Below are 21,278 nucleotides of genomic sequence, written 5' to 3'. Positions count from 1 at the left end.
CTAGCTGGCGGGGGTGAGCTGGTCGATCAGGTCCGTGACGGATCCGCCGCGCTTGTGGTTCTTGCGGTATCGGGTGATGGCCTTGACGTCATTGAAGGACACGGCTCCGACGGGCGAGCCGTCTTCGTGCGCAAAGAGGGCCAGGAAGCGTCCCTCGGCCACGGACCCGACGCGGTGTGTCAGGGTTCCCATGTTGGGCCGGCCGATGATCTGGAATCGGTGCCCGTACTGGTCAGACCAGACGTACGGCAGTTGAGCCGCGGATGGTTCGCCCCCGGTCAGGATGGTGGCCAGTGCGTCGGCCTGCTCACCGGCGTTCGTCCAGTGTTCGATCCTGGCCATGATGCCCAGCAGCGGGTGGTGGCGCATGGCCAAGTCTCCGATGGCGTAGATACCCGGGAAACCGACGACCCCAAAGTCCTCATTGACGTTGATGCCGTTCTCGATGGGCAGTCCACTGTCGGCCAGCCACCCGGTATTGGGGGTGACGCCGATGCCGACCAGGACCAGTTCGGCGGGGAGCACGGTGCCGTCTTCGAGCTTGATGCCCTCGACGTGGTCGGCGCCCACGAAACCTTGGAATCGTGCGCCGGTCACCAGACGGGTGCCGTGGGCTTCGTGGATCGAGGCGACTTCCGCACCGACCTCCGGGCCAAACAAGTGGCTCATGGGAACATCCATGGCCTCGACGATGGTGGTGTCCAATCCCTGCTGACGCGCGGCGGCGGCAAACTCGGCACCGATGAAGCCGGCGCCGATGACCACAACGCGAGGCTTGGTGGCCATGACCGCCCTCAGGGCGTCGGCATCAGCCTGGGTGCGCAGGGTGTGCACACCGGCCATACCGTGGGGCACCGGAAGCTGCCGAGCTGCGGCGCCAGCGGCGATGATCAGGCTCCCGTAGGAGAACGTTCTGCCGTCCTCCGTGGTGACGATGCGGGCCTGAGGATCCAGGGCGGCGGCACGACTGCCCAACTGGATATCGAGGCGGAACTCCTCGGCCATCTCCGGGGTCAGGAGGGCGGGTGCCTCGCCGGTACCGTCCACGGCCAGGGCCTCCTTGGACAGCGAGGGCTTGTCATAGGGCCAGCGGTTTTCGGCTTCCAGAAGCGTGATGCCACCGTCGAATCCGCGGTGCCGGAGGGAGAGTGCCGCGCGGGTCCCTGCTACGGATGCGCCAATGATCAGGATGCTCATGCCCTCGAAGCTAGGACGTGCGTCACACTCCCGCCCGGCCGGTTCCGACCGCTGGAACCGGGACGAAAACATGCGGTCCAGCGGAAGTTCCAGTGAGCGGAACAGCTTCAGAGTGTGATCCAAATTACTTCTATGTTCCGTCACATCCCTTTGCCGAATCCCCGTCTATGGCGGAGGGGACAGAGAGGAACCCACTATGACCACTCCCACCTCCGCGACGCCCTCGCCCCGCACTCTGCGCAAGGTCGTTGCCGCCGGATTCATCGGCACCACCGTCGAGTACTACGACTTCTTTATCTACGGCACGGCTGCTGCGCTGGTCTTCCCGAAGATCTTCTTCCCGGCCCTCGGCGACTCCGCGGCCGTCATGGCCTCATTCGCCACGTTCGGCGTCGCCTTTCTGGCCCGTCCTCTGGGCGGCATCGTCTTCGGCCACATTGGTGACCGGGTCGGGCGCAAGACCACCCTGGTGATCACCATGATGCTGATGGGCGTCGCCACCGTCATGATCGGCCTGCTGCCCGACGGGAACACCATCGGCATCTGGGCGCCGATGGCCCTCATTACACTGCGCTTCGCCCAAGGCCTGGCCGTTGGCGGTGAATGGGCCTCTGCCGCCCTCTTCGTCGGCGAGTATGCTCCGAAGGACAAACGAGCCCTGTTCGCCCTGGCCCCCACCTTGGGCACGTCGACCGGCCTGCTGCTGTCTACCGTCACTTTCCTGATCACCGGGTTCACGATGTCCACCGAGACCTTTGAGGCGTGGGGCTGGCGCGTGCCGTTCCTGCTCAGCGTCGTCCTGGTCGCCGTTGGCATGTACGTCCGACTCGGCATCTCCGAAACCCCGGTTTTCAAGGAGGCTGCTGCAAAGGCCGCCGCCAAGAAGGCAACCAAGACGCCCCTGGCCCAGCTGTTCCAGCACCAGACTAAAGAAGTCCTGCTCGCTGCCGGCGCCACCATCATGTGGCTCTCGTTCTTCTACATCGGTGCCGTCTATCTCACCAACTACGGGACCGCGGTCTTGGGCTTCAGCCGCAACGAGATGCTGACCGTCAACCTCATCGGCGTGATGTTCAACATCGGCGGTTCCATCCTCGGGGCCGTCCTGGCGGACAGGTTCGGTCGCCGCATTACCATCGGTGCCGCCAACCTGGCGGCCGTGGGGTGGGCCTTTGCCATGTTCCCGCTGGCCAATTCCGGCAACATCGTCCTGATGGGTGTCGCCGTCTCCGTATCCCTCGTGATCGTCGGTGTGGCCTGCGGCACCACCACGGCCTTGCTCCCGGAGATCTTCGCGACTCGCTACCGCTCCACCGGCACTGGCGTCTCCTTCAACCTCGGGTCCGTGCTCGGCGGGGCGATTCCTCCCATCGTTGCGGCCCCGATCTTTGCGGCCACCGGCAGCATGGGTCTGACCGCCATGATGGCGATCCTCGCCGCGATCAGCGTTGTCTGCGTGGTCTTCCTGCGGGAGACCAAGGGACTATCCCTGGGCGAGGACAGCGGAGACGGCAGCGAGAAGGAGGTCCAGGCAAAGGTCGCCGTGGACTCCGGGCCATCCCTGACCCAGCACTGATCCACGCCACTACGCCCAGGACTTCTCCAACTACTTTTCTCATCAACCGTCAGTTGGCTCGGGAGATCCCTCTCCCGGGCCAACTGGCCTTTTCACGAAAGCGGGTTGAGCCATGCCTAGTGCAGCTTCCCATCAGGTCGTCATCGTCGGGGGCGGTCCGGTCGGCCTCATCAACGCCTTAGGCCTAGCCCGGCAGGGTGTTGACGTGATCGTACTGGAACGCCATGCGGACGTCGTCCCCGAGCCAAGGGCCATGACCTACCACTGGGCCGTCCTTGATGGACTGGCCGAGTTGGGCATCCTGGAGGACATGGAAGCCGAGGGCTTCCGGCTCCATGAGATGTGCTATCGCGTCTTCAGGACCGGTGAGGTCATCCGGCTCGGCATCGACGCCGTACGACACCTCACGCCATATCCGTATGCGGTCGTGCTCGGCCAAGACCAGATCTCACGGATCGTCCTACAACACCTCGCGGCGTTTCCCAACGCCTCCGTCCAGTGGTCCACCGAAGTCATCTCGGTCGAGCAGGACGGGAACGGAGCCACGATTCGCGCCCGGGCCTCCGGCCAGGAGATCGAGATCCACGCGGACTGGGTGATCGGAGCCGACGGCGCCCGCAGCCTGGTTCGAAAGGCCTCCGAGGCCGACTTCGTCGGCTTCACCTGGCCGGAGCAGTTTGTGGCCACCAATGTCCGGTATGACCTGGGCGCCCATGGCTGGGACGACTGCAACTACCTGGTGGACCCGGAGTTCGGCGCGGTGATCGCCAAGGTCACCTCCGACGGGCTATGGCGGGTCACCTTCGCCGAGCCGGCCGACTCGCCAATGGGCTCGATCGAGGAGCGCATCGAGGACTTCTACCGTACGGTGCTGCCCGGAACCGGGCCGTATAACAAGACCCTGCATTCCGTGTACCGCATGCACCAGAGGGTGGCCTCCAGCATGCGGACGGGGCGCTTGCTGCTGGCCGGTGACGCCGCCCATGCCACTAACCCCACCAACGGGTTCGGTCTGGTTTCCGGCATGATGGATTCCCTGGTCCTCGCCGATGCCCTCGGGGCCGTCATCGCGGGCACCGCTCCGCAGAGCGTCCTGGACCACTACTCGGACGACCGCCGCCGGGTGTTCAACGAGGTAGCCACGCCCAGCTCGTCGGAAACCAAGCGCCTGGTCTTCCACTCGACCGATCCGGAACGACTCGAGTCCGACCTCACGCGCCTGCGCAGCCTGGCCGCCGACCCCGAAATGCGGGTCAACCAATTGATGGTTGGCCACGGGCTGCTGACCCCGTCCCTCGTCCCCGTTCCTTAGGTCCCTGCTGTCCTCATCGGGACTAGCGGATAGCGAAAAGCCGGCCATGGAAACGACCGGCTTTTCTCGTGCCAATGAGTCCCTCGGCAGGTTGGTAGAACTGAGGATCCGTGTTTGTGTCCTGAAGCGACTGACGGGTGGGAGGCTAGCGGTGGCGGTGACGCACAACGCGGATCGCGAGGGCGCCGGCCAGGTTGGACACCAGGGCGATGCCGGCGATCCAGGCGAGCATCACCGGGTAGGACGTGCCGAAGGTCTCCTGGATCCACGCCACCACCATGGGCAGTCCGAATCCGAGGTACCCCAGCGTGTAGACCACCCCTGTCATCTGGCCGAGCTGGCCCGGGCCGGCGAGTCGGTCGCAGTCCTGCAGGCAACCCACCAGGATGAGCCCGTAGCCGATGCCGAGGACGATGGCCGCGAGCACGACAAGGACCACCGAGGCACTGATCGTGGCGACGATGCCCATGGCGGTACCAACGACGAACAGACCGACGCCGACTGGGCGGGCCGGGAAGCGCCAGCGACCGGTGAAGTGGGCGACCATCTGCTGCGCCGCAAAGCCAATTCCCAGGCTGATCAGGCATAACAGTGCCGAAAAGGCGGTCGAGAGCCCTGTGAGTTGGGAGGACACTACGGACGGCAAGATTGCGTACGCGATGCCCAAGGCACCGAAGATCCACGGGGCCGCTGGAAGCACACCCAATAGGTAGGCCGCGGGAAGTCTCCGGGTTTGGGGCAGGGGGTGGGCCCCAATGTCATCATCGCGCCCGGATAGCCGGAGCCAGAACAGGCCCAAGGCCGCCGCTAGGCACACCAGCAGGTGGAGAACGTACGGCAACGCCGTGGGGTGGGGGAGCCATTGGGCCACGACGCCTGCCAAACCCGCGCCGAGGGCGAATCCGGCGGTCAATGACATGGCCGAGGACCGCGGCGCCGAGGGAGCTCGCGCCGTCGTGCGCTGGTCCCCGAGGAGGGGCTCGGACGGAGCCGTCGCGGTGGCCAGAGACAGTTGCTTGAGGGCGAGTCCTCCCACGACCATGCCGATCCCGAGGGCGAGGCCGATCAGGGTGCGACCCAGGAACATGACCGCCGGTGCGGTAGACCCCAGGATCAGCAGGGCTGAGCCCAACGCGCTCATCGGCAAGGCGGCCACCAGCATCGGCTTGAGGCCGAAGCGCTTTGCTGCGGCAGAGGCCAACAGCAAAGAGGGGACCAGTCCCACGACGTACGCGAAGAGCAGGGTGTTGACGGTGACGTCGCTGAACCCGTTCTCCGCCCGGTACATGGACAGCAACGGCGTGAACTGGTTGCCGCCCCAAGCGACGGTGAACATGATCAGGCAGACGGACCACCAACCCGGAACGGAACGGGCACGGGGAACCTGGAGCGGGGCGCCGAGCCTTTTGGCCGGAGCAGACGTAGCGGTCATCGTGGGTCTTTCTCTAGGTGCCTGACAAGAAAACAGTGGCCGCGCCCGGTCGGAGCGCGGCCACTGTGGCTGAGGGCGTCAGCCCAGGTACACGGTGGGCTCAGTGGGCGAGGACCATGGACCGGTCTACCAACGGAAGCTCCGGGCGGCGATCGGAGACACCGGCCGCATCGGCGGTTTCCCCGGACACCTTGCCGTCCCGGAAGAACTCCAGGAACACCGGGTTGAACAGGTCCGGCCGGTCGGTTTGGCCCTGGTGGCCGCACTCATCCGGGTAGAAGAACTGGACGTTCGGCAGGTGGTCCTCCTGGACATAGCCCCACTCCACGGGCGTCAGAACGTCCTGGCGGCCATAGAGGTAGAGACCTGGGATGTTCAGACGATCCAGACGGCCCTTGGTGGACAGGCGGGCGGCACGGTTCTGATCGCTCCACTCGACGATGCGGCGGTACTCCAGCAGCGTCGGCCAGAACTTCGCGTGGGCCTGCATTCGGTCCTTCGAGGCCAGGTAGCGCATCTCGATCAGGTCCTCGCTGATGGCCTCGTTGCGGTAGATGATGGCTTCCATCATGGTCCGCATGCCGTCGCGCGTGCCGTCGTAGGCGGTGAGGTGGAAGTCGCCGGAGGGCGGCGTGAGGTGCTCGGGGACCACGTCGCCGATGTCACCGGCGATCAGGATGAAGCTTTTGACCTTGTCCGGGTGCGCCACGGAGTAGTTGACCGTGTTCATGCAGCCCATGGAGTTGCCGGCGAGGTGGAACTCGTCCAGGCACAGCGCCTCGGCGAACTGGTCGATGAAGTCGACGAAGCTCTCCATGCCCTTGGGCCAGTACTCCTCGCGGGTGTCCGAGAGGCCGAAACCGGGCATGTCTGGACAGAAGACGCGGAACCCGTTCTCACCCAAATACGGCGCCATGAAGCGCCAACCGGCCAGGCCCGAGGAGCCCGGAAGACCGCCGTGCAGGAGGATGACGGCCGGGCCGGTGGTGCCGGAGGTCATGTAGTGGGCGCGGGAACCGTTGGCCAGTCGGACCCAGCGGCTGGCCATTCCAGGGACGTCCAGGATGTTCTCTTCGGTCAATGCCATGTTCTTATCCTTTGATCGATGCGGTGGCGGGTTCATGGGTGGAAGGAGAGCCTGGGTCTTGGGCACCCGGGGTGACCGGGAGTCCCAAAAACTCCAGCGCATTCGTGCGCAGGATGCGGGACATCGCCTCCGATTCCAGGTTGGGGGCCATCTCGGCGAGGTCCTTGAGCGAACCGTCGGGTTGGCCCGGGACGAAGGGGTGGTCGCTGCCCACGAGGAGCCGTTCGGTCCCGAAGCGTTGGACGAGTAGCCGCAGGTCGTCGGGGTCGAAGACCAGGGTGTCGACGTAGAGCCTGGCCAGGTTCCGGTCGAGTTGCTCGAGGTCATGGGTCCGGGCGATCTTCGCGCCCATTCTCAGACGCGGGTAGGCCCACGTGAAAGTCCCGCAACCGTGGACCATGGCGATCCGTAGGGCAGGGAAGCGTTCCAACACCCCGCCGAAGACCAATGCGCTGGCGGCCAGGGCCGTGTCCGAGGGCATGCCCAAGCCGAAGTTGTAGACGAAACCCCCGCGCCGGATGGCGCCGCCGCCGCCGTCGACGGGGTGGACGAGAATGGCCATCCCCAGCCGCTGAGCGGCCGCGAAGAACCCGTGTAGACGTGCATCGTCCAGATCCATCCCGGCGATGCGGGTGCCGATCTCCACGCCGGACAGGCCGAGGTCGAAGTGCAGGTAATCGAGTTCCTGCACGAGGCGTTCTGGATCGGCCAGCGGCAGAGTGCCCAATCCGCAGAGCCTGCCCTGGCTGTCTCGAACGGCCGCGGCGATGGCATCGTTGACCCAGCGGCAGTAGGCGGCGAAAGCCTTGGGCGGTGCCTGGTAGTCCAGAGCCACAGGCATGGGGGAGATGACCTGAACGCCGATGCCCGCGGCGTCCATCTCGGCCAAGCGGTCGGACAGATTCCACAGGGACGAACGCACGGTGCGGAAATCAACGTCACCGCGGACTACTCGGCCAGACGTCGACGAATCCCGGACCACGCGCGGAACGTCGCGGAATGACTCGGTCACGGCGGCAGGCGGGTCACCTTCTGGAAGAAAATGGGCGTGTACATCAATGGTTCCCGGGGCCGTCATCCAGGCCTCCTTCCGACATCGGTGGGGTTGCCGGTGACGCTAGCCGGGGTGTGAGGCGGCCCACTCGGTTTGTTCCAGCGGTCGGAACCCCAGGGTCTGAGGTGGTCTCCGGCGTACAGGAGAAGGCCCGCGGATCGACTACCGTGATTCGCATCACATTGTCCAGTTCCGCCTTGGCGGGCTTTGCGAGGAGGCACCTGTATTGTCCGACCTAGATGGGGTAGCCAAGGACTCCGGGGATGCGGATCGGCCGTCCATCCTGGCGAAGGCCTTTGACATCCTGGGCACCTTCAATGGCCAGCATCGCGTCCTGACTCTGACCGAAATCAGCCGAAAGAGCGGTTGGCCCAAGTCCACCGTGCATCGGCTGCTGCAGCGGCTGAGCGAGCTCGAGGTGATCGAACAGCACGGGAGCGGGTACCGGTTGGGGATCCGACTGATGCAGATGACGTCCGCCATGCCAGTGGACGGGATGCGTGAGATGGCCTTGCCGCACATGGCGCAGTTGCAGGCCTGGTCCAATGCGCCCGTCCATTTCGGCGTCCTGCGCGGCAAGGACGTCGTGGTCATCCAGACGCTCCATGCGGCCGACACCACAAGCCCGATCGGTGAGCCCGGGGCCAGGATCCCCTCGCATCTGTCAGCTGCGGGACGGGCCATGCTCGCGTTCCTGCCAGAAGAGGAGATTGACGAAATCCTGGCTCCTCCACTCATTGCCATGACGCCGACCTCGATCACTGACCCGCAGGAGATCCGCGAGCAACTCGCAGCCGTCCGGTCCAGTAAATCGGCGGTGCAGTTCGGCGAGATCCACGCAGGTATCGGCAACGTCGCGTCGCCAATCCTTATCAAGGGTCGGCCCATGGGTGCTGTTGCCGTGCAGTTTGACGCGTCGAAGCCGTTGTCCGATGCCATCACCCAGGGCGTCATGCTGACCGCCAAGCGGATCACCCTAGACACCATCGCCTTGGTCCGTAAGCGGCAGGAGCTATTCCCTTACGAATTCTGAGCTCCCCTTCGCGCCAGGGCCGGTGCGGGGGGGGCGATTCCAGCAAGAGCCGGCACCGGCCCGTCCCGGTCGGTTCCGGGCACCGGAACTCATGGGGTCGGTGGAAGGAAAAGTGGTCAGCATGGGTGTGAAGCAGGTCACCCGGTGGTCCTTGCCGCCGGATTCTCAGAAAGGACACCCATGGGAGAATTCCTTGCCCTTGGCATGACGCACTATCCGATGCTGGCCGGGACGGACGAGCACATGGCCGGACTGCTGCGCTGGACCCTGAATGACCCGGACATCCCGTCCGAGCACAAGGACCCGGAGAACTGGCCGGAGCTGATGCGGCAGGAGTGGGGTGACGACGGTGGCGACGCCGCCGCTGTCCAGCACCGGGCGGCCCTCGTCGACAACCTGTCCCGGGTCCGCCAGGCCCTCGACGACTTCGAACCCGACCTCGTGGTGGTGTGGGGTGATGACCAGTACGAGAACTTCCGCGAGGAAGTCGTCCCCCCGTTCTGCGTCCTTGCCTACGGTGACCTCGAGGTCCCGGCCTTCGAGGTGATGAACGAGCGCGGCAGCCCCAACCAGTGGGGCAAGCCGGAAGACTTCAAGATCACCATGCGCGGTGCTCCGGGGGAATCCAAGGCACTGGCGGACGCCCTGATTGCCGACGGTTTCGACATGGCCTACTCGTACAAGAAGCGGGACGGTGCGCACTTCCCGCACGCCATCCTCAACACCCAGTTGTTCCTGGATTATGAGAATGCCGGCGCGACCATGGACTACCGGTTCATCCCCATGACGGTGAACTGCTACGGACAGCACGCCATCGCCCGTAAGGGCGGTCTCGCCCGATTCGCCGAGATCGAGGACGAGGTCCTGGACCCCGCCGGCCCGACGCCGGCCCGGTGCTTCCAGGTGGGTCAGGCCGTCGCCCGTGCCTTCAAGGACCGCGACCTCCGGGTGGCCTTTGTGGCGTCCTCCAGCTGGTCGCACGCCTTCCTGGCAGACAAGCTGTGGCACATCCGCCCGGACACCGACGCCGACCGGAAGATGTACGACGCCTTGTTGAAGGACGACTTCGAGACGATGCGCAACTACACCAGCGACGAGGTCGTGGAAGCCGGCCAGCACGAGATCCTGAACTGGTTCTGCATGCTCGGCGCCGTCCAGGAACTGGGCCTGAGCAGGGAATGGTCAGACCTCGTAGTCACGGACGTCTTCAACTCCAACAAGGCCTTCGCCGTCTACCAATGATGCGCAATCGACCCGTCGCGGCCCGGCCGCTGCCGACCTCACCGGGTGGCGGCGGCCGGGCCCTTCCTGCGCAGGGGTGAGTGGAAAGCACTACCTCACGCCCTCCGGCACCACCATCGCCTCTCTTGGTGTGTTGACTACATTTCAATGAGTGTATTAAAGAAGATTCGGAGTCACTCGGCAGCCTCAGACGCTCTCGGAATAATGGAGCAGTTACCCCGCCCGTGGAAGGTTAGTTGTCGATGATGAGTCGAATGACCAGCCCTGCCGATGGTTCAGGCGATGCCTGGCAGTTCCTGACCGACCGCGTTCACCGCGTCCTCCAAATCGTGTCGGGTCTTGCGCGGAAGCGATATTCCCCTGGGGATCTCGGAAGCGATCTTCCTTCCCTCGATGCTGCTCTGATTTGGGCCGAGAACTTTCTTCGGACCCACGGACCACAACTACCGCGGACCGGCGTACTGGACGGGCCGCAGGTGGCAAGGGACGTGCTTCTTGAAGTGGTAGACCTAAGGGGTCGCCTGGTCACCACGGCGATGGCTTCACGCCACGAAATGATGCATCGAGTCGACCAGTCGTTGCAGCGGTTGCGCGCCGTAGACACGCTGCAAGACTTCATCCACAAAGTACCGCAGGAAATCGTAAGCCTCGGGTATGTGCGGTCATTGTTCTCCTGGGCAGACGGTCTTCACTGGGTGGCTCAGTCAGCTCATTCGGTTCAGGGTGAAGACGAGAGTCGCCGCTTGGTGGAGGCGGGACGGCAACAGCCGTTTCGCGATCTGCGGGATTATTTCGAATACGAGATGATCCGAGAACGCCATTCGATTCTCAGGCATGGCATTCGCAAGAGCCGCCGGGTCCATCCCGAGTTGCTGAGAGCCACGGAGGCTGAGGCCTTTGTGGCATCACCGCTGATAGCTGGAGATGCAGTCGTCGGCTTCGTCAATATTGATGCAAATGCCACGACCGGGAGCGTGGACGATTTCGATCGGGGCCTGCTAAGCATCCACACTGCAGGAGCTGGCATCATCTTGGAGCGCCTTCACCGCGCCCGGCATCGAGCCACTCCGCCCGAGCACACTGCCTTTCAGGCAGAACGACGCTCCAGGGGCGGCTTCGCCGCTCGAGAGATGGCACCCGTGGATCAACTAACCGTCCGTGAAAGCGAAATTCTTCACTGGGTGGCTGCGGGGTTGACGAACGCCGAGATCGGTCGGGAGCTCACGATCACCGAGGGAACTGCAAAAACACACGTCCGGAACGTGTTCCGCAAGTTGGGCGTCTCCAACCGGACTCAGGCCGCTGCGCTCTATCGGCGGGGAGAGCGCGGGTAGCTGGAGGCGCCCCGGGCCAGAAAGATACCTCCTTCGATAGATGTGATTCGCCTCACAGGCTTCCTAGATTGAGTCACACCAATCAAGGAGGAAATGATGAGCGTTACCCAGGATGTTCAGGACACGCTGGTCCCCGATCACATTGCACGCCAGATCGTCACCCCGGAAGGCCACCGCGATGATGAGGCGGTCTTCGAGGCCTATCGCTGGCTCCGGGATAATGCACCGCTGGCCAAGGTCGAAGTGGACGGTTATGACCCGGTCTGGTTGGTGACCAAGCACGTGGACATCATGGAGATCGAACGCCAGCCGCAGATCTTCAGTAATGCCGGGGGCGAGAACAAAGGCTCACACAACCCCATCCTCGGGACCAAGGCCGAGGAGGAGTTCACCAAGTCGCTAACCGGGGGCACCCTGCGTGTCCTCGAAAACGTGACCTACCTCGATCCCCCAGAGCACACCATGGTCCGGGATATCGCCACCGAGTGGTTCCGGCCGGCGTCATTGAAGAAGTGGGAAGACCAGATCAGGGACTTGGCCCGTGAGGCCATCGACCTCCGGCTCTCTTCCGGGACGAACGAGCTGGACTTCGTCAAGGACTTCAGCGTCTACTACCCGCTGCACGTCATCATGACCCTCTTCGGGGTCCCGGCAGAGGACGAACCGCGCATGATGGCGCTGACCCAGGACTTCTTCGGCACGGCCGACCCGGATGCACAGCGGGACGACGTTGAAGCCCTCTCGCCAACCGCGGCCGCGGAACAGTGGGCCGCCACCATCCAGGACTTCTACCGCTACTTCGATTCCTTGGTGGACGAATGCCGTGTCAACCCGCGAGACGACCTCGCCTCCATTATCGCCAATGCCAAGCAGCCCGACGGAGAGTACTTCCCGCGCGAGATAGCCTATGGCTGGTTCATCGCCATCGCCACCGCCGGGCACGACACCACCTCGTCCACCCTGGCCAGCTGCCTTGAGGCCCTGGCCGAACACCCGGAACAGTTGGCTGCCGTCCAGGCCGACCCCTCGAGGATTCCGGACCTCGTCAACGAGGCCTTGCGCTGGGCGTCCCCCGTCAAGCAGTTCACCCGGCAGGCACTTGAACCCTACGAGCTTCGCGGCCAGCGCATCGAGCCGGGTGATCGGCTGCTGACGCTGTACCAGTCGGCCAACCGTGACGAGGAGGTTTTCGGGGATCCCTACGACTTCCGCTACGACCGCAGGCCCAACAAGCACATCGCCTTCGGCTACGGACCGCATATGTGCATCGGTCAGCACCTGGCCAAGATGGAGCTCCGCGTCATGCTGGAGGAGTTGTTGCCGCGGATCAGTTCCCTCCAATTGGCCGGAGAACGCAAGGTCGTCCAAACCAACTTCGTCGGTGGGCTGAAGAACCGCCCGATGGTCCTGGAGCTGTCATGAATCCCCGCAAGATCGTGGTGGTCGGTGCCGGCCACGCCGGCGGCACCTTCGTGGCACTGCTGCGTCGGGAGGGGTATGACGGACAGATCGCCCTGGTTGGTGCTGAGGAGCACGCCCCTTACCACCGCCCGCCGTTGTCCAAGTCCTTCGGCACATCCGGCACCGGTCGGGACGAGAAGGTCAAGTGGATCTACGACCCTGGGTACTACCAGTCCCAGGGCATCGAGTTGCACCTGCGTGAATCGGTGACCGCCATCGACCGGGACCGGCGTCACGTGGTGCTGACCGGGGGCGGCGTACTCGACTACGACCTGCTGGTGCTGGCCACCGGAGCCGAACCCCGGCGGCTGAACCTACCGGGTGAGGGACTGGATGGGATCCACACCCTCCGGGACCTGGCCGATGCCGAGCGGCTGGAGGAGGCGATCCTCTCCGGGGCCCCACTGGCGATCGTCGGCGGTGGTTACATCGGGCTCGAGGTGGCCGCGGCGGCGCGCGCCCAGGGTGTGGACGTCACCGTGATCGAGCGCGAGGACCGCCTCTTGGCCCGGGTCGCGAGTCCGGCGCTGTCCGGCTTGCTCTCCGAGCATCACCGTGCCAGCGGCACCAGGATTCTCACCGGCGCGCAGACTGTCGGGTACGTGTGCGACTCCGGCCGGGTCGGCGGAGTGCGCCTGGCCGACGACACCGTGGTCCCCTGCGGGACCGTCCTCGTCGGAGCCGGGGCCGTGCCCCGTCAGGCGCTGGCCGAGCAGGCCGGGCTCGAGTGCGGCAACGGCATCACGGTCGACGCGCGGTGCCGAACCAATGACAAGTCAATCCTGGCCATCGGCGACGTCACCAACCGTCCGGTGGACGGGCTGGAGATCATGGACGGCCGCATGCGGGTGGAGAGCATTCCCAGCGCGGTGGACCAGGCCCGGCACGCCGTCGACCTGATCCTGGGTCGGCCAGCACAGGACCACGAGGTGCCGTGGTTCTGGTCCGATCAGTTCGACCTGAAGATCAAGATCGCCGGAATCGTCCACGGCGACTACGAGACCGTCCAGCGCGGTGACCCGGCCGGCGGCGGCTTCGCCCTCTACCACCTGCGGGACGGCCGGCTCGTCGCCGCGGAGACCGTCAACGCGCCCAAGGACTTCATGGCCTCCAAGCGGATGCTGTCCAGCAGATGCCCCGTCGAGGCCGCAGCCCTGCGAGACCCGGCCACCGACCTGAAGGTCCTGATCGCCGCCTGAGCGGTTCTGCCCGCCGGACATCCACCACACCAGATACGCCAGAGACCCAGAAAGCGAAGGCCATGCCCACCATCACCTATGTCCTCCCGGACGGAACCGAACAGCAGATGGACGTGCCCTGCGGCCAGTCCGTCATGGACGGTTCGGTGCGTAACAACCTGCCCGGCATCGTCGCCGAATGCGGCGGCAGCTGCTCCTGCGCCACCTGCCACGTGTTCCTGGAACATGCTCCGGAGGGCGCGTTCGACGACGCGATGACCGAGGAGACCGACCTCGTCGAGTTCCTCGATGATGCCGCCCCGAACTCCAGGCTCTCGTGCCAGCTCATCGTGTCCGAGGCCTGTGAGGGTGCCCGCGTGCGGGTCTCCACCTCCAACGGTTGACCCACGCATCCCATCCCTAGACCCACCCATCCAGACCCACCCATCCAGACCCACCCATCCCGACCCACCGTCAAGGAGTCCACATGAAGACCACGGCCGCCGTTCTCGAGTCCCAAGGGAGCGATTTCACCCTCCAGGAGCTGGAGATCGCCGATCCTGCCCCCGGCGAGGTCCTGTTCGAGGTGGCCGGCGTGGGGCTGTGCCACACGGATCTGGCGGTCCGGGACGGGCACCTGCCCTTCCCCTTCCCCGGCGTCGTGGGGCACGAGGGCAGCGGGACCGTGGTGGCGGTCGGCGAGGGGGTGACCAAGGTTAAGGTGGGGGACCGGATCGCCGCGAGCTTCAACAGCTGCGGGGAATGTGCCCAGTGTGAGAGCGGGACCCCGGCCTACTGCGCCGAGTTCATGGCGCGCAATTTCAGCGGTGCCCGGCCGGACGGCACCAGCGCCCTGGGCAACGACGCCGGGCAGGTCGCCGGGATGTTCTTCGGCCAGTCCACGTTCGCCCGCCTGGCCATGGCGCGGGAACGCAATGTCGTCCATATCCCGGAGTCGGTTCCCCTGGAGCTGGCCGGCCCGCTGGGCTGCGGCGTGCAGACCGGGGCCGGGGCGGTGCTCAACGCGCTCGACGCCCGGCCCGGTTCGTCGCTGCTGGTGACCGGTGGAGGGTCCGTCGGCTTGTCGGGCGTGCTGGGCGCCGTGGCCCGGGGGGTGGGGACGATCATCGTGTCCGACCCGGTACCCCAGCGCCGTGACCTGGCCCTGGAGCTCGGGGCCACCCACGCGGTGGACCCCCTGGCCTCCCCGCTGTCCGAACAGGTCCGGGCTATTGTCCCGGCGGGCGTCGACTACGTCCTGGACACCACGGCCATGGGTCCGGTGATCACCGAGATCCTCGCGTCCATGGGGCAGCAGGGGCACCTGGGCATGGTCGGCGTCCCCTCCGATCCGGCCGCGGCGTTGACCGTGAACCTGTTGGAGATGCAGGCCCGCGGGTTGAGCTTCACCGGCATCGTCGAGGGTAACAGTGACCCGGACACCTTCATCCCCGAGTTAATCGCGCTGTACGAGCAGGGCCGGTTCCCCTTCGACAGGCTGATCACCACCATGCCGTTCGAGCAGATCAACGAGGCCGTCACCGCCCAGGCCAACGGGCAAGCCGTCAAGGTCGTCCTCACCCACAGCTGAGACCACCCCCACCGAGCCCCACCGTCATAGGAGAAACCATGACCACCGTCGACACCCAGCAGACCCTCGACTACGACCGCCTGTTCCTGGGCGGGCAATGGACCGCGCCCGCCACTGCGGAACGCATCGAGGTCCACTCCGCCACCACCCACGAACGCGTGGGCAGTGTGCCGGAGGCCCGTGAGGCCGACGTCGACGCCGCGGTCACCGCTGCTCGCGGTGCCTTCGATGACCCCACCGGTTGGGCCCACTGGAGCCCCTCACGCAGGAGGGAGGCGCTCGAGCGATTCGCCCAAGCCCTCGAGGCGCGCGGCCAGGAGACCGCGCGGCGGGTCACGATCCAGAACGGCATGCCCATCCGGCTGGCCCAGCAGTGGGAACAGGGCTTCCCGCCCGTGCTGGTCCGCTACTTCGCCGACCTGGCGGAGAGCACCCAGGAGGAGATCCGACCGGGCCTGCTCGGCAAACAGACCAAGGTGCTCCGACGCCCCATCGGCGTGGTCGCCCAGATCGTGCCGTGGAACGTCCCGCAGGCCATCACGTTCTTGGCCCTCTCGCCGGCGCTGGCAGCCGGCTGCACCGTGGTGCTCAAGCCCTCCCTCGAGACGGTGCTGGACGCCTTCCTGCTGGCGGAGGCCGCCGAGGCGGCAGGACTGCCTGCAGGGATCATCAACATCGTCCCGGGCGGTCGCGAGATCGGCGCCTACCTGGTGTCCCACCTCGGGGTGGACAAGGTCGCCTTCACCGGCTCGACGGCCGCCGGTCGCAAGGTCGCCGCCGCCTGCGGTGAACTCCTGCGCCCCGTCACCCTGGAACTCGGTGGCAAGTCCGCCGCCGTCATCCTGGACGACGCCGACCTCGACTCCCAGCTCGAGGACTTCTTCGCCGCCACCATGATCAACAACGGCCAGGTCTGCTGGACCGGGACCCGCTTGCTGGTTCCAAGCTCTCGCTATGACGAGCTGACCGGCACCCTGGCCGACCTGTACTCCGGCCTGAAGGTCGGTGATCCCCTCGATCCGGAGACCCAGATCGGTCCGCTGGTCTCCGAACGCCAGCGTGATCGGGTGGAGGGATACATCGCCCAGGGCAAGCAAGAAGCCCGGTTGCTGGTCGGCGGCGGGCGTCCTCAGGGCATCGACCAAGGCTGGTTCGTGGAACCCACCGTGTTCGCCGATGTCGATCCGAAGGCCACCATCGCCCAGGAGGAGATCTTCGGCCCGGTGCTCTCGATCATCCGCTACCAGGACGAGGCGGACGCCACCCGCATCGCCAACGATTCGGACTTCGGCCTCGGCGGTTCGGTCTGGACGGCCGATCCGGAGCGTGGCGAGGCCTTTGCCCGCACGGTGCGCACCGGAACGATCGGCATCAACGGCTACGCCAACGACCCCGTCGCCCCGTTCGGCGGCGTCAAGGCCAGCGGCCTGGGCCGAGAACTCGGGCGGGAAGGGCTGGCCTCATTCCAGGAAATCAAGACGATCTATCTGGACAAACTGAACGGCTAGCTAGTGGTTCATAGTCATGGAGGAGAAATGCGCCATGCCATACGGCTTGTGGCAGGCGCCTCCCCTCCTTCCATCCCTCCGTTGCTCGGCCACCTTTAGAGAGTTACGAGGCGAGACCACAGCACTCAGATGATGTCTTCTAGAGCCGACCGGAAGATGTACGACGTCTTGTTGAAGGACGACTTCGAGACGATGCGCAACTACACCAGCGACGAGGTCGTGGAAGCCGGCCAGCACGAGATCCTGAACTGGTTCTGCATGCTCGGCGCCGTCCAGGAACTGGGCCTGAGCAGGGAATGGTCAGACCTCGTAGTCACGGACGTCTTCAACTCCAACAAGGCCTTCGCCGTCTACCAGTAAAACGTAGAGCCCTCACCACGGCCCGGCCGCGGCCAACCCACAGTTGGCCGCGGCCGGGCCATTCTTGTGTAAGCACGAGTTGGAAAGGCTTCGTCCGATGCCTGCAGGCGCCCTTGCCTCTCCTGGTGTTTTGGGCGGCCAGCTTCTATGGGCGAGTCAAGAGGACCTGGAGTCGCCCCGCGACAGCCCTACCGGAACATCAAGGTTTCTTCTTCATGCCCTGATCCAAACCCATAGGGTCATTCTGACCGCGCGCGAAGAACCGACACACTCACTAGACCCCCGGAGGTGAAGCACGAGGCACCCGCCCCACCACGGGACGGGTGTCTCACTCTGCCTCTTGAAAAGTCACCACTACATATCAGTTGACCGCTGCGAGCTTCACGGCGACGTCCACGATCATGTCCTCCTGACCACCGACGTAGCCGGCCTTGCCGACCTCCTCGAGGATCCGGTAGGCCGGAAGCCCGTACCGTTCGGCAGCGCGCTCGGCATGGATCAGGAACGAGGAATACACCCCGGCATAACCCTGCATGATCGAGGCGCGGTCCATGACCGGCATGCGGGTGATGATCGGCTTGACCACGTCCTCGGCCGCGCCCATCAGGCCCTGGACGTCCACGCCGGTCTTGACCTCGAGACGATCGAACGCGGCGGCCAGGACCTCGGTCGGCGAATTGCCGGCGCCGGCACCGAGAGCGACCAGGGTGCCGTCAATCTGCTTGGCCCCGGCCCGCACCGCGTACACCGAGTTGGCCACCCCGAAGCTCATGTTCTGATGCCCGTGGAAGCCGACCTGAGCGTCATCGCCGAGCTCGGCGACCAAGGCCGAGACGCGGTCGGAGACGTCCTCGAGGATCAACGCACCGGCGGAGTCCACCACGTAGACGCACTGGCAGCCGGCATCGGCCATGATGCGGGCCTGCTTCGCCAGCTCCTCCGGACTGGACCGGTGCGAGAGCATCAAGAACCCGACGGTCTCCATGCCCAGATTCCGGGCGTGCTGGAAGTGCTGGATGGAGATATCCGCCTCGGTACAGTGCGTGGCGATCCGGGCCACCGAGGCCCCGGCGGCGTGGGCCTGATTCAGGTCGTGAATGGTACCCAGACCGGGGAGCATCAGCACGGCGATCCTGGCCTGCTTGACCTCGTCCACGGCGGCTTTGATCAGATCCAATTCCGGGGTGAGAGAGAAGCCGTAGTTGAACGACGAGCCACCGAGCCCGTCACCGTGGGTGACCTCGATGACCTCCACACGGGAATCATCCAAGGCCCGGACGATGTCCCGAACGTGGCGTTCGGTGAACTTATGACTCATGGCGTGCGAGCCGTCACGCAGGGTGGTGTCCGTCAGGCGGATGTCGAAAGCGGTGTTCATGGGGGCAGTCATCAGGTTCTTCTCGTTTCAGTTCGTGGAGCCGGCGGTCACGAGGGCGGCGTCCATCTTCTCGGCCAGCAGGTCGGCAGTCCGCGTGGCCGCGGCCGTGATGATGTCGAGGTTGCCGGCATATTCGGGCAGGTAGTCGGCGGCGCCGGAGACCTGGACCCAGATCCCGACCCGGCCGAAACCACCCCAGTCCTCGCGAGCTGAATCAAACTGCGGTTCCACGGTCATCCCGTAGCCGGGCACGTACCCGCGGATGTCCTCCTGGGCCTGGGCGATCGCGGCGCGGATGCCGTCCTGCTGCTCCCCGGGTTCGGCCGCCTCGGCCGGGATCATGCAGTAGATGGTGTTGCGCATCAGCATCGGCGGTTCCACCGGGTTGATGATGATGATCGCCTTGCCCGTCTTCGCGCCGCCGATGACCTCCAGGGCCTTGGCCGTGGTCTCGGTGAACTCGTCCACGTTGGCCCGAGTGCCCGGACCGGCGGATTTAGAAGCGATCGAAGCCACGATCTCGGCGTACTCGACCGGCACGACTGATGACACCGCGGCCACAATCGGCGTGGTGGCCTGACCCGCACACGTGATCATGTTGACGTTCATGACGTCCTCGACGGAGTCCAGGTTCACCACCGGGGCCACATAGGGTCCGACGGCGGCCGGGGTCAGGTCGATCGCGTGGATCCCGGCGTCCTTGTACTTCTGGGCATTGGCGGCGTGGGCCTTAGCCGAGGTGCACTCGAACACGAAGTCCGGCTTCTCCTCCTGGGCCAACAGCCAGTCCACGCCCTCGGCGGAGGTGGTCACGCCGAGGCGGGCGGCACGGGCCAGCCCGTCGGAGGCCGGGTCGATGCCGACCATGTACTTCACCTCGACGTTCTGGCTGCGGCGCATGATCTTGAACATCAGGTCGGTACCGATGTTCCCGGAGCCGACGATGGCGGCGGTTTTCTTCGTCACGATGTTGTCCTCGGTTTTCTAGGTGAAGTGGATGGTCAGGGAGCCCAGGGAACCGAAGTCGGCGGTGGCCGATTCACCAGCCAGCACGGGCAGTGCCTTAGTGAAGGAGCCCGGCAAGATGAGTTGGCCCGCCTCGAGGGCCACGCCCTGTTCTCCGAGGGTGTTGGCCAGCCACGCCAAGGGGGCGACCGGGTCGCCCATGACGTCGGCCCCGGTGCCGGATTCCCGCAACTGGCCGTCGATCAGCAGGGAGCAGGCGACATCGATCAAATCTTCCGGATTGACGTCCAGCGGGGTCGAACCCACGGCGATGGCACCGCAGGACGCATTGTCGGCCACGGTGTCGAGCAGACGGATGTCCCAGTCGGCGATCCGTGAGTCGATGATCTCAATCGCCGGATAGACGGCGCCGATCGCGGCACGGGCCCGCTCGAGACTCACCTTGGGGCCGGTGAGTGATTCCTTGAGCACGAAGCCGAACTCCGGTTCGACCTTGGGAGCGATGAACCCAGTCGCAGGGATCCGCGCATTATCGGTATGCACCATGTCCGCGAAGAAAAAACCAAAGTCAGGGGAGTCCACCCCGAGCTGCTGCTGCATGGCAGGAGAAGTCAGTCCAACCTTCCGTCCTGCCAGCGCGCGCCCCTGACTGAGGTGGTGCTGTAGCTGGGTGTTTTGGATGTCATAGGCATCCTGCAACTCCATGCCGTCGAACCGCTCCCGCAGTGGCGGCACCGGCACCAAAGTCCTGGTGGATTCCAGCAGCTCGTCGGCGAATTTCTCAAGAATGGTTTTCCCGGCGGTGGGACTCATCTGATCTCCAATCGTTGGTGAAGCCACGTCGGAGGGGCCGGCTGTCGTCTTGTCCTCTACACAAAACCGGCGGATAACGACAGGGAAGCCCCATGACGGCCTGGTTCCGATTGTGATGTGGATCATCGCGCCTGTAAGGGCGCGTACCAGTGAGTGGAACTTGCCCGCCCCGAGCATGGTGCGACCGCCGCACGGTAGCGAAACCGATGCCGGTGCCGCGACCGATTTCTTGCTCATCGGCCTAACTGCGACTCATCGATTTGAAGCCAAGACCCGGTCGCATCAAGCTTTGGGCACCCCCCAGCCATCGAGGGCGGAGGCATATCGCTGTCGAGAACCTCTCCGTGGGCTCATCTGGCGCGTCCGGAAGGAACGACTTGACCTAATCAGGCTCACAGGTCAGGGTTTCATGGAGGAGGGTGCTGGACGCATCTGTCCACCGCACTATGTCGCGGGGCGCCCCCGGGGGCGCATTCTCAGCGCCCGAGCCTCCCTTGATGGAGACTGGCTTCTGGGTTGATGGGTGAGAACACGCTGGCGTTGGGTCATTCACGCGGTGATCGCAGCTCTCTTGTGGGGGTGATCGCCAGACCGCGCTCAGCCGAGGACCGAAGGCGGCGCACCCTTCTGAGAACTACGAAGCGTTAAGTGCTGGCCTGACGTATTCGTGACCGGCGTATTCTCTCGATTCCAGAGCGGGAGCGGGCTATGCGGGGAGCCCAAGGTCAGAGATCGGTGCTGCGGTGGTTGATGTAG

The 21,278-nt window shown here is 65.1% G+C and carries 18 protein-coding genes; 11 read left to right on the top strand and 7 right to left on the bottom strand.

What is annotated here, in order from left to right; translation table 11 throughout:
* Nucleotides 1-1,197 (bottom strand): NAD(P)/FAD-dependent oxidoreductase, encoded by a 1,197-nt coding sequence (locus IEX49_RS14455; protein ID WP_188806870.1) that lies wholly within the window; start codon nt 1,195-1,197, stop codon nt 1-3.
* A gap of 196 nt (nt 1,198-1,393) precedes the next feature.
* Between IEX49_RS14455 and IEX49_RS14450 the strand changes: the two genes are divergently transcribed.
* Both IEX49_RS14450 and IEX49_RS14445 read left to right on the top strand, forming a co-directional pair.
* A complete protein-coding gene (locus IEX49_RS14450) occupies nt 1,394-2,773 on the top strand; it encodes an MFS transporter (protein ID WP_188806869.1) in 1,380 nt (459 codons plus the stop codon).
* 112 nt (nt 2,774-2,885) lie between these two features.
* Nucleotides 2,886-4,085, top strand: coding sequence for an FAD-dependent monooxygenase (locus tag IEX49_RS14445; RefSeq protein WP_188806868.1), 1,200 nt, complete (start codon nt 2,886-2,888; stop codon nt 4,083-4,085).
* 145 nt (nt 4,086-4,230) lie between these two features.
* On the opposite strand, the gene IEX49_RS14440 is transcribed toward IEX49_RS14445, so the two are convergent.
* The 3 genes from IEX49_RS14440 to IEX49_RS14430 form a co-directional block, all read right to left on the bottom strand.
* On the bottom strand, nt 4,231-5,421 hold the full coding sequence (locus IEX49_RS14440) for an MFS transporter (protein WP_188806867.1): 1,191 nt from the start codon (nt 5,419-5,421) through the stop codon (nt 4,231-4,233).
* Nucleotides 5,422-5,617: 196 nt separating this feature from the next.
* The gene (locus tag IEX49_RS14435; RefSeq protein WP_188806866.1) at nt 5,618-6,604 is read right to left on the bottom strand and encodes an alpha/beta fold hydrolase; all 987 of its coding nucleotides are present in this window, start codon (nt 6,602-6,604) and stop codon (nt 5,618-5,620) included.
* 4 nt (nt 6,605-6,608) lie between these two features.
* Nucleotides 6,609-7,682 (bottom strand): amidohydrolase family protein, encoded by a 1,074-nt coding sequence (locus IEX49_RS14430; protein WP_188806865.1) that lies wholly within the window; start codon nt 7,680-7,682, stop codon nt 6,609-6,611.
* A gap of 202 nt (nt 7,683-7,884) precedes the next feature.
* On the opposite strand from IEX49_RS14430, the gene IEX49_RS14425 reads away from it, so the two are divergent.
* From IEX49_RS14425 to IEX49_RS14385, 9 genes are all read left to right on the top strand, one after another.
* Nucleotides 7,885-8,691 (top strand): IclR family transcriptional regulator, encoded by an 807-nt coding sequence (locus tag IEX49_RS14425; RefSeq protein WP_188806864.1) that lies wholly within the window; start codon nt 7,885-7,887, stop codon nt 8,689-8,691.
* Nucleotides 8,692-8,871: 180 nt separating this feature from the next.
* Nucleotides 8,872-9,933, top strand: a complete 1,062-nt coding sequence (locus IEX49_RS14420) for a DODA-type extradiol aromatic ring-opening family dioxygenase (RefSeq protein ID WP_188806863.1) — start codon at nt 8,872-8,874, stop codon at nt 9,931-9,933.
* A 254-nt stretch (nt 9,934-10,187) separates the two neighbouring features.
* Nucleotides 10,188-11,267, top strand: coding sequence for a helix-turn-helix transcriptional regulator (locus IEX49_RS14415; RefSeq protein ID WP_188806862.1), 1,080 nt, complete (start codon nt 10,188-10,190; stop codon nt 11,265-11,267).
* 96 nt (nt 11,268-11,363) lie between these two features.
* Nucleotides 11,364-12,689 (top strand): cytochrome P450, encoded by a 1,326-nt coding sequence (locus IEX49_RS14410; RefSeq protein ID WP_188806861.1) that lies wholly within the window; start codon nt 11,364-11,366, stop codon nt 12,687-12,689.
* Complete coding sequence (locus tag IEX49_RS14405) at nt 12,686-13,927, top strand: NAD(P)/FAD-dependent oxidoreductase (RefSeq protein ID WP_188806860.1); 1,242 nt, start codon at nt 12,686-12,688, stop codon at nt 13,925-13,927. The genes IEX49_RS14410 and IEX49_RS14405 overlap by 4 nt, the downstream gene beginning before the upstream one ends.
* A gap of 62 nt (nt 13,928-13,989) precedes the next feature.
* Nucleotides 13,990-14,310: a 2Fe-2S iron-sulfur cluster-binding protein gene (locus IEX49_RS14400; protein ID WP_188806859.1), complete on the top strand. Its 321-nt coding sequence runs from the start codon at nt 13,990-13,992 to the stop codon at nt 14,308-14,310.
* An 83-nt stretch (nt 14,311-14,393) separates the two neighbouring features.
* Nucleotides 14,394-15,497, top strand: a complete 1,104-nt coding sequence (locus tag IEX49_RS14395; protein WP_188806858.1) for an NAD(P)-dependent alcohol dehydrogenase — start codon at nt 14,394-14,396, stop codon at nt 15,495-15,497.
* A 38-nt stretch (nt 15,498-15,535) separates the two neighbouring features.
* On the top strand, nt 15,536-17,005 hold the full coding sequence (locus IEX49_RS14390; protein ID WP_188806857.1) for an aldehyde dehydrogenase: 1,470 nt from the start codon (nt 15,536-15,538) through the stop codon (nt 17,003-17,005).
* A gap of 129 nt (nt 17,006-17,134) precedes the next feature.
* Nucleotides 17,135-17,365 (top strand): class III extradiol ring-cleavage dioxygenase family protein, encoded by a 231-nt coding sequence (locus tag IEX49_RS14385; protein ID WP_229672751.1) that lies wholly within the window; start codon nt 17,135-17,137, stop codon nt 17,363-17,365.
* Between the two features lie 361 nt (nt 17,366-17,726).
* On the opposite strand, the gene dmpG is transcribed toward IEX49_RS14385, so the two are convergent.
* The 3 genes from dmpG to IEX49_RS14370 are packed head-to-tail and all read right to left on the bottom strand — an operon-like array spanning nt 17,727 to nt 20,759.
* A complete protein-coding gene (gene dmpG, locus IEX49_RS14380) occupies nt 17,727-18,743 on the bottom strand; it encodes a 4-hydroxy-2-oxovalerate aldolase (RefSeq protein WP_229672750.1) in 1,017 nt (338 codons plus the stop codon).
* Between the two features lie 27 nt (nt 18,744-18,770).
* On the bottom strand, nt 18,771-19,709 hold the full coding sequence (locus IEX49_RS14375; RefSeq protein ID WP_188806855.1) for an acetaldehyde dehydrogenase (acetylating): 939 nt from the start codon (nt 19,707-19,709) through the stop codon (nt 18,771-18,773).
* Between the two features lie 18 nt (nt 19,710-19,727).
* A complete protein-coding gene (locus tag IEX49_RS14370) occupies nt 19,728-20,759 on the bottom strand; it encodes a 2-keto-4-pentenoate hydratase (protein ID WP_229672742.1) in 1,032 nt (343 codons plus the stop codon).
* Nucleotides 20,760-21,278: the final 519 nt, after the last annotated feature.

Origin of the sequence: Citricoccus zhacaiensis, from assembly GCF_014645315.1 — a bacterium.
Classification (GTDB): Bacteria; Actinomycetota; Actinomycetes; order Actinomycetales; family Micrococcaceae; genus Citricoccus; species Citricoccus zhacaiensis.
Note: the sequence above shows the minus strand (reverse complement) of the source record. Positions and strands in the feature narration are given on the sequence as shown.